General features: G+C 70.3%; 12 protein-coding genes. 2 read left to right on the forward strand and 10 right to left on the reverse strand.

Annotated features, from left to right (window positions below; translation table 11 throughout):
- Positions 1-9: 9 nt before the first annotated feature.
- From INT49_RS01365 to INT49_RS01410, 10 genes are all read right to left on the reverse strand, one after another.
- Positions 10-1,317, reverse strand: coding sequence for an RNA polymerase sigma factor (locus INT49_RS01365; RefSeq protein ID WP_193115931.1), 1,308 nt, complete (start codon positions 1,315-1,317; stop codon positions 10-12).
- A complete protein-coding gene (locus INT49_RS01370) occupies positions 1,314-1,685 on the reverse strand; it encodes a YciI family protein (protein WP_193115932.1) in 372 nt (123 codons plus the stop codon). The genes INT49_RS01365 and INT49_RS01370 overlap by 4 nt, the downstream gene beginning before the upstream one ends.
- Before the next feature lie 144 nt (positions 1,686-1,829).
- Positions 1,830-2,924: a metallophosphoesterase family protein gene (locus INT49_RS01375; RefSeq protein WP_319021464.1), complete on the reverse strand. Its 1,095-nt coding sequence runs from the start codon at positions 2,922-2,924 to the stop codon at positions 1,830-1,832.
- Between the two features lie 99 nt (positions 2,925-3,023).
- Positions 3,024-4,277 (reverse strand): heparan-alpha-glucosaminide N-acetyltransferase domain-containing protein, encoded by a 1,254-nt coding sequence (locus INT49_RS01380; protein WP_193115934.1) that lies wholly within the window; start codon positions 4,275-4,277, stop codon positions 3,024-3,026.
- A gap of 132 nt (positions 4,278-4,409) precedes the next feature.
- Complete coding sequence (locus INT49_RS01385) at positions 4,410-4,799, reverse strand: hypothetical protein (RefSeq protein ID WP_193115935.1); 390 nt, start codon at positions 4,797-4,799, stop codon at positions 4,410-4,412.
- A gap of 135 nt (positions 4,800-4,934) precedes the next feature.
- On the reverse strand, positions 4,935-5,360 hold the full coding sequence (locus INT49_RS01390; protein WP_193115936.1) for a cupin domain-containing protein: 426 nt from the start codon (positions 5,358-5,360) through the stop codon (positions 4,935-4,937).
- Between the two features lie 83 nt (positions 5,361-5,443).
- A complete protein-coding gene (locus INT49_RS01395; RefSeq protein WP_193115937.1) occupies positions 5,444-7,138 on the reverse strand; it encodes an ABC transporter ATP-binding protein in 1,695 nt (564 codons plus the stop codon).
- Positions 7,135-8,169: an ABC transporter permease gene (locus INT49_RS01400; protein WP_193115938.1), complete on the reverse strand. Its 1,035-nt coding sequence runs from the start codon at positions 8,167-8,169 to the stop codon at positions 7,135-7,137. Before INT49_RS01400 ends, INT49_RS01395 begins: the two co-directional genes overlap by 4 nt.
- A gap of 1 nt (position 8,170) precedes the next feature.
- Complete coding sequence (locus tag INT49_RS01405) at positions 8,171-9,265, reverse strand: ABC transporter permease (RefSeq protein WP_193115939.1); 1,095 nt, start codon at positions 9,263-9,265, stop codon at positions 8,171-8,173.
- Entirely contained in the window at positions 9,262-10,905 is a 1,644-nt protein-coding gene (locus INT49_RS01410; protein WP_193115940.1) for an ABC transporter substrate-binding protein, read from the reverse strand. The genes INT49_RS01405 and INT49_RS01410 overlap by 4 nt, the downstream gene beginning before the upstream one ends.
- Before the next feature lie 275 nt (positions 10,906-11,180).
- On the opposite strand from INT49_RS01410, the gene INT49_RS01415 reads away from it, so the two are divergent.
- Positions 11,181-12,146 (forward strand): SMP-30/gluconolactonase/LRE family protein, encoded by a 966-nt coding sequence (locus tag INT49_RS01415; protein WP_319021465.1) that lies wholly within the window; start codon positions 11,181-11,183, stop codon positions 12,144-12,146.
- Positions 12,143-12,961, forward strand: a complete 819-nt coding sequence (locus INT49_RS01420; protein ID WP_193115941.1) for a hypothetical protein — start codon at positions 12,143-12,145, stop codon at positions 12,959-12,961. Before INT49_RS01415 ends, INT49_RS01420 begins: the two co-directional genes overlap by 4 nt.
- The last annotated feature ends 11 nt before the right edge of the window (positions 12,962-12,972 follow it).

Here is a 12,972-nt window from a genome sequence, read left to right on the forward strand (position 1 = left end):
CGCTCCTGCTCAGCTCGTCCGGAGCAGCTCGCGCAGCAGGTCCGACTCCCCCTCGCCACCCGGGCGCTCCAACGCCGCGCGGAAGGCCGGGACGGCCCTGTCGTGCTCACCCAGGCGGCTGAGCAGCTCACCGCGGATGACATGGAACGGACGGTGCGCATCGAGCTCCTCTGCGAGCGGCTCGAGGTCTGCGAGGGCCGCGGCCGCACCGTCGGCCTCCGAGATCGCGACCACCCGCGCGAGCTGCACGATCGCCGTGGGCCAGTGGACCAGCAGGGCGTCGTAGAGCTCGACCACCTCGCGCCAGTCGATGTCCTCGTGCCGCGCGGGCACGGCGACGCACGCCGCGATCGCACCCTGGAGCAGATAGGGGCCGCGCCCGCCCTGGGCGAGCGCGCCGACCACGAGACGGTCCGCACGATCGATCAGCTCGCGATCCCACTGCGCACGATCCTGCTCCGCCAGGGCGATCGGACGGCCGCGTGCGCCGGTGCGGGTGGAGGCGCGTGCCCGCAGCAGCAGGGCCTGGGCGAGCAGGCCGCGCGGTTCCGTGCGTCCCGGCAGCAGGTCCACCAGCACCTCGAGCGTGTGCACCACGGTGTCGAGCACAGCGGCCCGCGACCCGGAGCCCTCCGGGGCCGGGCCCGGGGCCGCTCCGCCCGAGCCGGCTCCCGTGGCCAGCAGCACCGAGAGCACGTCCAGCACGTCGACCAGGCGGGAGTCGAGCTCCTCGGCGGGCGGCACGCGGCACGGGATGCGGCTGAGGCGGATGCGTTTCTTCGCCCGGGTCAGCCGGGCCGCCATCGTCGAGGTCTGCACGAGGAACGCGGCGGCGATCTGCTCGGTGCTGAGCCCACCCACGAGGCGCAGGGTCAGGACGATCCGCGAGGTGGGGGCCAGCGCAGGGTGGGCGGCGAGGAAGATCAGCCGCAGCCGTTCGTCGAGCACGACGGGAACGGACTCGTCCTCGATCCGTCGGTGGCCCGGGTGCTCGTCCTCGTCCCCGTCCTCGTCCTCGTCCTCAACTCCGTCGCCGGCACCGTCCCACACCAGCAGGGGCAGCTTGCGCTGCAGGGTCTGCGCGCGCCGCATCACGTCGAGCGCACGACGACGGGCCGCTGTGGTCAGCCAGCCTGCTGGGTTCTCGGGGACACCGCTGCGCTCCCAGGTCTCGAGCGCCTGCGCATAGGCCTCCTGCACGCTGTCCTCGGCGAGGTCGAGATCGCGGGTCAGCGCGACCGTCGCCGCGAGCACCGTGCTCCAGTGGGCACGGTGCGCCGTGGCGACGGCCGCCGCTGCGGCCCCGGGGTCCGTCACGCGGGGATGCTCCCGTGCACGCCGGGCTGCTCCTCGGCGCTCATGGGGCGCACCTCGACCCCGCCTCCCTGATGGATGATCGGATTGCGCCGTGCCACCGCGATCGCGGCGTCCAGATCGGGCACCTCGATCACGTAGAAGCCGACGATCACCTCGTTGACCTCCACGAACGGGCCGTCCACGAGGCTGTCGGCACGGATCGAGGTGGTCGCGTCGTGGTCCTCGAGCGGGCTGCCGAAGATCATCACGCCCTCGTCCATCAACTCCTTGCCGTGCGCGTCGTGCTCGGCCATCTGCGAGGCCAGCACCTCGGGATCGGTCGTGGCCTGATCGGTGGGGTGGTACAGGAACACGGTGTAACGGGCCATCAGGATCATCCTCCTTGCGAGGCGGCGTCTCTCGCCGTCCTCACCCTGTTGTCGAACGGGATCGGCAGAATCGACAGTGCTGCAGATTCGATAGTGCTGAGACATCGACAGTCCTGCGACATCGGCTGCGCCCCGGGCGCCGGCTCAGCGCACCCCATCGGGGAACTCGGCCGGCTCGCCGGGCTGCGCCGCCGCGTCGAGGTCGATGCCGTAGTCCGCGGCGAAGTGCAGCTCGGTCCCGGCGTAGACCTCCTCGGCACTCTCGTCGAGATGGAACACTCGGGCTCCGCGCACGCGATGGTTCTCGGCTCCACCCGCGCCGTAGGCGCCGAAACCCGTGCCGGGACCGTAGCCGAGCTGGATCCCGTAGTAGTTCCCGACATAGGTGTTGATGTGGTCGTGGCCCACGAACAGGCCCTTCACGTCGCCGCGCTGCCGCATCGCGGCGAACATGCCGGAGTTGAACGGCCCGGGGCACTCGTCCTCGTTCCGCTCCCCCACGAGGGAGTGCTTCGACACGGCGCGGGCGTGATCCGCCTCGGTGCGCGAATCGACGCTCGCGAACCACATGAAGCGGTGCTCCCACAGGGCGATGTGCTGGAACACCAGACCGGGGACCACGGCGGAGTTCTTCCGCTCGAGCTCCTCCGAGGTCCGCAGGTACCACTGGATCTGGTCGGGGCGCAGCCAGTCCCAGTCCGGGTAGCCCTCGAAGTCCTGGCCGGCGATCTCCTCGGGCGCATAGCGGCCGGAGTCCAGGAGCCACAGGGCGAAGGCATCGGAGCCGCCCTTCCCTGTGGCCTTGTCCTTGCCGCCCTGCCCTCTGCCCCTCGAGGAGCCGACGGTGAGCACCTGGTTGCCGCTGCCCGTGATGCCCTTCGCGCCGGGCGTGTTCACGTTGTGGCGGTACTGGGCGACGAAGTCCAGGTAGCCCTGCTCGTCCAGGCCGGTCGTCGCCGTGGAGTCCTCGTCGTGATTGCCGAAGGTGATCGCCCACGCGATGCCGCGGTCCTCCATCGGCCGCACGACGTTGTTGATCGCCTGCTTCGCCTCGAGCGCGGTGGTGGGTGAGCCGTCGATGACGTCGCCGTTGATGACCACGAAGTCCGGCGTCACGTCATCGAGCACGGCCTCCTGCAGGGCGATCGTGCGCACGTCGGTGCGGTGGCCGTCCTGGGTGTCGTTGAACTGGACGACGGTGAACGTGCCGTCGTCGCGGAAGCTCAGGTCTCCGCGCACGATCCCCTCCTTCGGGTTCCTGCCGTGCGCGCCCTTCGTGGGCGCTGCCGAGGCGGATCCCATCATGCCTGCTGCGGCGAGCCCTGTCGCGCACTTCGCTCAGGAGCGCACGAGCCGTCGGCCCACGCGGGCCAGCAGCGCCTCGAGCGGCCCGCGTCCGCCCCGTGCGGCGAGCACCGCGCCGAGACCGACGGTGAGCGCGAGATGCACCGTGAGGATCCCGAGCCCGGCGACGTACCAGGGCATCGAGGTCAGGTCGCCGCCGGACAGGAGGACAGCGGCGATCAAGGCAGCGCTCGTGAGCGCCACGTGGATCACGTACAGCGTCAGCGGGGCCGCTCCGGCGCTGCGCAGGATCCGGGCGGGCCGGCCCACGAGACGTCGACCAGGCGGGAGCAGCCCGAACCCGACGGCGATCAGCGCCACCGCGACCCCGCCGGTGGCGAGCATGTCGCCCAGCGTGCCGGTGTGGGGCGCGGCCTGGTGCCAGGCACCCGGGGTCGCGGCGCCGAGAGCTCCGGCCACCACCGGCAGGATGTACCCGATCACGGCGGCGACGGTGCCGTTCGCCGCGGCGAGGACGGCGGCTCGCCGGGTCCGCCCGCTCTGCCGGACACGCAGCAGGCATCGCATGAGGACGACCCCGAGCAGCAGGTACGGCACCCAGGTGATCAGGGGGTACTGGCCGGTGAGCGCGATCCCACGCAGCACCGTCAGCGGTTCCCCGAGGCTGAGCAGGGTCACGGTCCCGAACTCGACGGGGCCCGGGACGCTCTGGGCGAGGGGGCGCCCGCCCACCGCGAGCACCGCGATGAGCGGCACGAGGAGACGGGTGGGCACCAGCAGCAGGGGCGCCGTGATCATCATCGCCAGGCCGAACGGCACCAGCACCACCATCACCGAGGAGGGCAGCAGCTCCAGCAGCAGACCGATCAGGGTCACGCAGGCGCCGCGCACCATGACGGAGGCGACGGCGCCGCGGCGATCACCGCGCTCCAGCCGGCGTCGCGTGGCGAGCACGAGGCTGCAGCCGCCGATCACGGCGAAGAGCGTCGAGGACGGTCCTTCGGTGAGCACGTGGGCAACCCGGGCGAGCGGCCCCTGGATCCCGCCGGCATCGGGCATCAGCGCCAGCGGCGCCAGCAGGTGAGCGGTCATCATCCCGATGATCGCGAGGAGACGCACCAGGTCGAGCGCCTCGATCCGATCCGACGCGGGGCCGGGCCCGTGCGTCGAGTCAGGGCTGGCGCCGAACGAGGGGTCGGCTGTGGTCGCGGGCACGGTACCGAGCACCGTCGTCGAGCGGTCCTCGGCGACGGGGTCCGGTTCCGGGAGGAAGGGGGTCGATGTCATGCCTCCAGGTTTCCGTGCACGGCCGCCGAGCACGTCGGAGCACGGGTCGACCCCGGATCCTCCTCGGGGAGGAGTGCCGGGGAAGGACGTGGTCCCTCCGTCGGACCCACCGTCCCCGCCGTCCCGACCGGCTCAGCCGGTCCGCACCGTGTCTAGCACGATCGACTCGTCACCGACCTCGGTGCAGGTGAAGGTGGTGTCCACGACCGTGAAGCTCTCTCCGGCGGCGCAGACAGGTTCCTCACCGCCCACCTGGAGGGTCGCCGTGCCACCTTCCGTGGCCTCGACCAGCCGTATCCGTTCCGTCGTCCCGTTGTTCTCGGTCCCCTCGCCGGCGTCCAGCGGGCGCGGCAGCTCGTAGAACTTCGTACCGGAGATCTCGATGTGGCAGCTCGAATCCGTCTCGCAGGTCGAGCTCCAGCTGTCACAGGCCGCGAGCGGGATGGTCAGCCCGACGATGGTGAGTGCGAGCAGCACCTGGCGCGGCCTGCGTCGACGACTGATCCGGGTTCCAGTGCTCATGCTCGCTCTCCTGCTCGCTCTCGTGCTCGTCCTGCGTCGGCTCGTGCCACCGTAGCTGGCCGCCGCACAGGGCGGCGATGGGGAGGACTCCCGGTTCGCCGCCCCGCACGCTCCTCTCCCCACCGACCGCAGCGTTCAGCCCTCGCGGACGGTGTCCAGCACGATCGAGTCGTCGCCGACCTCGGCGCAGGTGATGGTCGTGTCCGCGATGGTGAAGCTCTCACCGGCGGCGCAGACGTGCTCCTCGCCACCGATGACCAGCGTCGCCGTTCCTCCGTCGGTGGCCTCCTGGATCGAGATCCGATCCGGACGCCACGTGCTGTTGTCGACCCCTTCCTCCGCATCCAGCGGACGCGGCATCTCATGGGCTCTGTTCAGGCCCGACATCTTGATGTGGCAGCTCGACTCGACATCGCATGTCGAGCTCCAGCTGTCGCAGGCCGCGAGCGGGAGCGTCAGGGCGACGATGCCCAGCGCGAGGCCTGCGTGCCTCATCCCCCGTCGGGCGGTGCCGGACATCCGCTTCTGCATGTCTCCCCCGTCGTCGTCGATCGTGATCATCTGATCGATCGCGAGGACTGCGCCGCTGCGGCGGGGAACTGCTCCCCCGCCGCCGCGTCGAGGCCCACGGATCGCCCCTCCGTTCAGCCCGTCGCGCCGGCGCCCCACTCGCGCTGGAACGCCTCGCGTCGTGTCGCCTGCTCCACGGGGTCGGGCACGGGGAGCGAGGCGATCAGTTTGCGGGTGTACTCGTGCTGCGGACGCTGCAGCACATCGGGCCCGTGGCCGTCCTCGACCAGCTCGCCGCGCAGCAGCACGCCGATCCGGTGGGCGAGGGAATCGACCACGGCCAGGTCGTGGCTGATGAACAGCGCCGCGAAGCCCAGGCGGGCCTGCAGCTCCCGGAACAGCTCGAGCACCGTGGCCTGCACGGAGACGTCCAGGGCACTGGTCGGCTCGTCGGCGATCAGCAGCTCCGGCTCGAGCACGAGCGCTCGGGCCAGGGAGATGCGCTGGCGCTGGCCTCCGGAGAGCTCGTGCGGGTATCTCGTCGCGTAGGACGCGGGCAGCTCGACGGATTCGAGCAAGGTCCTCACCTGCCGGGAGCGGTCCCCCGCGGACTGCCGGGGCTCGTGGACGATCAGCGGCTCGGCGATGCATTCCTCGATCGTCAGGTGCGGGTTGAACGAGGTCGCCGGATCCTGGAACACGAAGCCGATGCGCCGGCGCACGGGCTTGAAGTCCTTCTCCCGCACCCCGTTCATCTCGTGCCCGAGCACCTGGAGGCTGCCTCCGGTGGCGCGTTCGAGACCCGCGATGGTACGGCCGATGGTGGTCTTGCCGGAGCCCGACTCCCCCACCAGCCCGTACACCTCACCGGCGCGGATCTGGAAGTCCACGCCCTTGACGGCGCGGAACGGGGCCCGGCCCAGCCTGCCGGGGTATTCGATGACGAGGTCCTTCGCGACCACCACGGGAGCGGCGTCCTCGATCACCTGCTGCTGCTCGCGGCTCAGCGCCGTCCAGGCGGAGTTCCGTCCCAGGTGCGGGACCGCGGCCAGCAGCTTGCGGGTGTACTCCTCGCGCGGGCTGGCGAACAGCTCCTTCACCCCGGCCCGTTCGATGATGGAGCCGCGATACATGACCGCCACGGAATCGGCGAGGTCGGCGACCACGCCCATGTTGTGCGTGATGATGATGACCGAGGTGCCGAAGCGGTCGCGCACATCGCGCAGGAGCTCCAGGATCTCCGCCTGCACGGTCACGTCGAGCGCGGTGGTGGGCTCGTCGGCGACGATCAGCTCGGCGCCGAGCGCGAGCGCCATGGCGATCATGATGCGCTGCTTCTGGCCGCCGGAGAACTCGTGCGGGTAACGGTCGATGCGCTCGGCCGGATCGGGGATCCCCACCGACTCGAGCGCCGCGATCGCCTCGGCGCGGATCTCCTTGCGGGTGATCTTCGGCCGGTGGGCCTTCAAGCCCTCCCCGAGCTGCCACCAGATGGGGAACACCGGGTTCATGGCGCTCGAGGGCTCCTGGAAGATCATCGAGACGTCCTCGCCCCGCAGCGCCCGCAGGCGCTTCCCGCTCAGCCCCACCACGTCGGTCCCGGAGACGAGGATCGCCCCGGAGTCCTCCGCCGTCTCGGGCAGCAGCCCGAGGATGGAACGGGCGGTCACGGACTTGCCGGAGCCGGACTCGCCGACGATCGCGAGGATCTCCCCCGGCGCGACGCTCACGCTCACGCCGTCGACCGCGTGGACGTCGCCGCCGTCGGTCGCGAAATGGATGTCCAGGTCTGTGATCTCGAGCCGGGGAGTGCTCTGCGTGCCGGTCATGCCGTCACCTTCTTCCGCTGCGCGCGCGAGCGCTTCCTGCGGGTGCGCAGTCGCGGGTCGTTGAGATCGTTGATGGATTCGCCCACCAGGGTCACGCCGAGCACGGCGGCCACGATCGCGAGGCCCGGGAAGAGCCCGGTCCACCAGATCCCGCTGGTCGCATCGCTCATGGCCCGGTTGAGGTCGTAGCCCCATTCGGAGGCGCTGGTCGGCTCGATGCCGAAGCCCAGGAAGCCGAGGGCGGCCAGGGTGAGGATCGCCTCGGAGGAGTTGAGGGTGAAGATCAGCGGCAGGGTGCGGGTGGAGTTGCGCAGCAGGTGGGTGCCCATGATGCGGCGGTGCCCGGTGCCGATGACCTTGGCGGCCTCGACGAACGGCTCGGCCTTCAGCCGTACCACCTCGGCGCGGATCACCCGGAAGTACTGCGGCACGAACACGACGGTGATGGAGATCGCCGCGGCCATGATGCCGCCCCAGGCGCCGGACTGGCCGCCGGAGATCACGATCGACATGACGATCGCGAGCAGCAGCGAGGGGAAGGCGTAGATCGCGTCGGCCAGCATCACCAGCACACGATCCAGCCAGCCGCCCACGTAGCCGGACAGCAGCCCCAGCGCGACCCCCAGGAACAGGGACGCGATGACGGCGCACACCATCACGGCGACCGCGGTGCGGGTCCCCCAGATCACGCGGGAGAGCACGTCGAAGCCGGTCACCGTGGTGCCCAGCAGGTGCTCGGCCGACGGGGGCTGCTGGCCGCCGAACTTCACCCCGTCGACCCCGGTGGCCGCGAAGCCGTAAGGGGCCAGCAGCGGGGCGAACAGAGCTGTCAGCAGCAGCCCGACGACGAGCACGACGCCGGTGATGAGCATTCCCCGCTGGAGGCCGACGCTGCGACGCAGATGGCTGACCACGGGAAGTCGGAAGTACCAGGGCGAGCGGGCCGTGGCCGCGACGGTCGCCGATTCCACCGCGAGGTCCGCGTCGGTGCCGTCGCCCTCCCCGGGCGGAACAGGGTTCGAGAGCGTCATGTCAGTACCTCACTCGGGGGTCGATGAGGGCGGCGACCACGTCGACCACGAAGTTGGACAGCGCGACGATGACCGCGAGCATCATGACGATGCCCTGCACCGCCACGTAGTCGCGGGCCTTCATGTACTCGGCGAGCATGTAGCCCAGTCCGTTCCACTCGAAGGTGGTCTCGGTGAGCACCGCGCCGCCCAGCATCATCGCGATCTGCATGCCCATCACGGTGACGATCGGGATCAGAGCGGGACGCAGGGCGTGGCGCGTGGTGAGCCGGGACTCGGAGACCCCGCGGGAGCGGGCGGAGTCGATGTACTGCATCTCCAGGGTGCCGATCATGTTCGTGCGCACCAGGCGCAGGAAGATCCCGCCGGTGAGCACGCCGAGCGCGATCGCCGGCAGCACCGCGTGCGACGCCACATCGATCAGCACGTCCACGCGGCCCAGCCGGAGCGCGTCGAGCAGGTAGAACGGGCTGGGGTTCAAGATCGAGCCCATGGTCAGCTCGCCGCGGGTCGAGATCCGCCCGGCGACCGGCAGCCATCCCAGGCCCGCGGAGAACACGAGCTTCAGCAGCAGGCCCACGAAGAACACGGGCGTGGCATAGCCGAGGATCGCGACGACCCGCAGCACGGCATCGGGCCAGCGATCGCGGGTGCGCGCCGCGATCATGCCCAGCGGCACGCCTGCGACGAGCGCCACGACCACGGCGTAGACGACCAGCTCGAAGGTGGCGCCGCCGTAGGTCGTGAGGATCTCGGTGACCGGGGTGCGATCCGTGTAGGACATGCCGAAGTCGCCCTGCAGCACGCCGCCGAGGTAGTCGAAGTACTGCACGATCAGGGGCCGGTCGTACCCTGCCTCGGCCCGCCGCTGCGCGAGCTGGTCAGGGGTGAGGCGGCCGCCGAGGGCCGCCGTGATCGGGTCGCCGGTGATCCTCATCAGGAAGAACACGACCGTCATCAGGATGAACACGGTCGGGATGATGAGGAGGAAGCGGACCAGGATGTAGCGGCCGAGACCCCCGCCGGACCGCTTGCGCCGGGGCGCAGGCGTGCTGGCGGGGGTGTTCTCGACCTCGGTGTCGAGGCCCGTGGTCACTTGCTGAGCGGGGCGAGGCGGAACTTGAACGAGGAGTCCAGGGTGACGCCCTGGACCTCGGACGTCGACACCGCGATCTGCGCGCCCTGCAGGAGCGGCAGGGTGGAGATCTCGTCGGCGACGATGTCCTGGATCTTCACGAACAGGGCCTCGCGCTCGGCGGGGTCCGCGGTGCCGCGCTGCTGGGCGATCAGATCGTTGACCTCGTCGTTGCTGTAGTGGTTCACCAGGAAGTTGTCGGTGAGGAAGAACGGCGTGAGGTAGTTGTCCGCGTCCGAGTAATCGGGGAACCAGCCCAGCTGGTACGCCGGGTAGACGTCGGTGGTGCGGTCCGTGGAGTACTGCACCCACTCGGTGGACTGCAGGTCCACGACGAACAGCTCCCCCTCCTCCAGCTGCGCCTTGACGGCGGCGTATTCGTCGCCCGAGGAGCTGCCGTAGTGATCGGGGTTGTACTGCAGGCTGAGCTTGACCGGGATCTCGACGCCCGCATCCTCGAGGCGCTGCTTGGCCTTGGCGGCGTCGGGGCCGCCCTTGCCGTCGCCGTAGAGGTCCTGGAACTGGGTCCCGTTGCCGGGCAGACCCTCGGGGATGTACGAGTACAGCGGGGTGTAGGTGTCCTTGTAGACGGAGGTCGCGATGGCCTGGCGGTCGATGAGGTCCGCGGCGGCCTGGCGCACGGCCTGCGACTTCTTCGGGTCGGCGTCCTCGGTCTTCGCACCGTAGGGCATGGTGTCGAAGTTGAACACGATGTAGCGGATCTCGCCGCCGGGGCCGTCGTGCACGGTGACCGCATCGTCCTTCGAGAGGTCCTCGATGTCGGTGGCCGAGAGGGAGCGCCACACGCAGTCGATATTGCCCTGCTGGATGTCGAGCTTCATGTTGTTCTGATCGGCGTAGTACGACATCGACACCTTCGCGGTGGTGGGGGCGCCGAACAGCCCCTTGTACCCCTCGAAGGCCTCGAAGGAGACCAGCTCGTTGAGCTTCCAGGTCGCGATCTGGTACGGCCCGCAGAAGGCCTTGCCGGAGACGATCTCGTCGTCGGGCAGCACCGCGTCGGCCGGGAACACGTCGGCGTCGACGATCGGGCCGGCCGGGCTGCACAGCACGTACGGGAACGTCTGGTCGCCCGGCTCCTTGAGGTGGAACTCGACGGTCAGGTCGTCGACCGCCTCGACCTTCTCGAGGTTCCCCAGCAGGCTCGACGGGCCGTTGGGGTCGGCGATCTTGAGCTGACGGTCGAAGGTGTGCTTGACGTCCTCGCTGGTGAGCTCGTTGCCGTTGGCGAAGGTGAGACCCTCCTGCAGGGTCACGGTGTAGATGTTGTCGCTCGTGAACTCGGCGGACTCGGCGAGGTCGGGCTCGGGCTTGCCGTCCTCGGAGCCGATCTTCGTGTTCATGAGGTAGCCGTAGACCTGCGTCCACACGGTCGAGGAACCGTTGTCATAGGCAGCGGCCGGGTCGAGCGCGGTGACCTTGTCGGTGGTGCCGACGGTCAGGGCGCCCTCGGCGTCACCACCGCCGCCGCTCCCGCCGCCGTCGTCCGTGGTCTTGGCGCAGGCCGACAGCAGCACGGGGATCCCCGCCAGGGACAGCAGAACTGTGCGTCGCTTGGGGGTGAAAGCGGCATCGAACATGGGTTCCTCCAGAGGGCAGGCCGGTGCACGGGTCACGGCACTGTGACGGATCGACGCGGCTCCATGTGGCGGAGCACACGCATGGTGTGGCCTGCAACCTAACAGCGTTGCCCGCCCACCCCGCATTCCTGGACGGTTTCCGGGGGCCTGTTGCGCAATCGTGACGGAGCCGGGCACCCCGCGCCGCGATCCTGTGCCTCGCGGCGCGGGACTGACAGCACCGGACTGACAGCACGGGGCTGACCGCACACGACCTGCTGGCCTACGATCCGACCATGATGACCCCCGCACGGGTTCAGCCCTCGTCCGCCCTCCTCACCCCCGGGGCGACGCTCGAGAAGGTCGCCACCGGCGCCACCTGGGCCGAGGGCCCGGTCTGGCTGCCCCAGCGCCGGGCCGTGCGCTTCAGCGACATCCACACGAACCGGATCCTCGAGTACTCGGAGGAGACCGGTGAGCTGACCGTGTTCAGCGATGCCGCGGAGCACACCAACGGCCGCACCCTGGATCTGCGCGGCCGGGTCGTGGAGTGCTCCCACGGGCGCCGCGCCGTGCAGCGCGATGCTGCCGTCGGCCCCGGTGACGAGCATTCTCCGACCACGCTCGTCGACCGGTTCGGCGCCGTCCGCCTGAACTCTCCGAACGATGTGGTCGTCGCCTCCGACGGGGCGATCTGGTTCACCGACCCGGCCTACGGCATCAAGCGGCCCGTCGAGGGGCACGCCGGCGAGGAGGAGTACGGGGATCGCTATGTGTTCCGCTTCGACGAGTCCACCGGCGCCCTCACTCCCGTGGTGATCGACATCGAGGCACCCAACGGGCTCGCCTTCTCGCCCGACGAGTCCCTGCTCTACGTCGCGGACTCCTCGCTGTCCCCGGCGGACCCCGACGTCGAAGGCACCGAGCGGCCGCGCGGTCGCGCGATCCACGTGTACGACGTCGTCGAGGGGCGCCATGCGAAGAACGGGCGGAGCCTGGTCGAGGTCACCCCCGGCCTGCCCGACGGGATCCGGGTGGACGTCGCGGGCCGGATCTGGAGCTCGAGCCTGTCCGGGGTGCAGGTGTTCTCCCCCGACGGCGAGCGCCTGCTGGACCTGCCCGTGCCGGAGAAGACCGCGAACCTGTGCTTCGGCGGGGAGGACGGGAGCACGCTCTACATCGTCGCGACGTCGAGCCTGTACCGGATCCGCACCACCACCCGGGATGCCAGCGCGACGGCACCGGGGCCCGCGGCCTCATGATCGAGGTCGGCGCGAACCCGAGCAGTCTCTTCACCCGGAAGCTGATCGCCCTCAGCGCGCTGACACTCGTTCTCCTCGGCGTGGGGATCCTGCTCATCGCCCTCGCGTTCCTCCACGGGTGGCCCTGGGGCGCGTTCCTCGGTGGTGGCATCGCCGTCCTGGGTGGGTTGATCTGCCTCAGCGGCGGCCTCGGGATGATCCGCGAGCGACGCATCGCCGGGGCCTCCTCCCGTCGGCCCCTCCAGATGGTGACCGTCGGACGTCCTCTGCCGGCCCCGACCACCCGGCGCGACCCGTGGGCGTGGGAGGACGTGGTGCGCGCCGTCGCCATGGCGTTCGCCGACACTCCGTACCTGGTGATGGCCGATCAGGACCAGATCCGCATCTCGGCGAATCTGGCCGACGCCCGGTGGCGGCACCTGCTCACCGAGCGGAGCCTGTCGACGACGTTCGCCAGCACGCTCGTCCGCACGAAGCCGGGGACGGCCCGCCGCCTGGACGTGGTTCACGAGGTCGAGGCCTCCGCCGGGCCGGCCGGGCTCGGTGCGGTCGCCGCACTGTCATCGGGCCGCAGCTGGCACTTCTCCCGCCGGAAGGACTGGGCGCTGAACCGGTACGGCTTCCACACGGTCGTCGACTACCGCTTCTCCACCGGCGATGTGAACGTGCCGCTGGACCATGTGCTGAAGACGGCCGGTTGGCGGCAGACCCTGGACGCCGAGTCCAAGGGGGCTCTCGTGATGGGCATCCTCGGTCTGTCCGCGGTCCCGCTGGTGCCCCTCGCCTTCCTCGTCAAGTGGCTCGTGGAACGCTGACCTGCCGCGCG

The organism is Brachybacterium tyrofermentans, assembly GCF_014897585.1.
GTDB classification, from domain to species: domain Bacteria; phylum Actinomycetota; class Actinomycetes; order Actinomycetales; family Dermabacteraceae; genus Brachybacterium; species Brachybacterium tyrofermentans.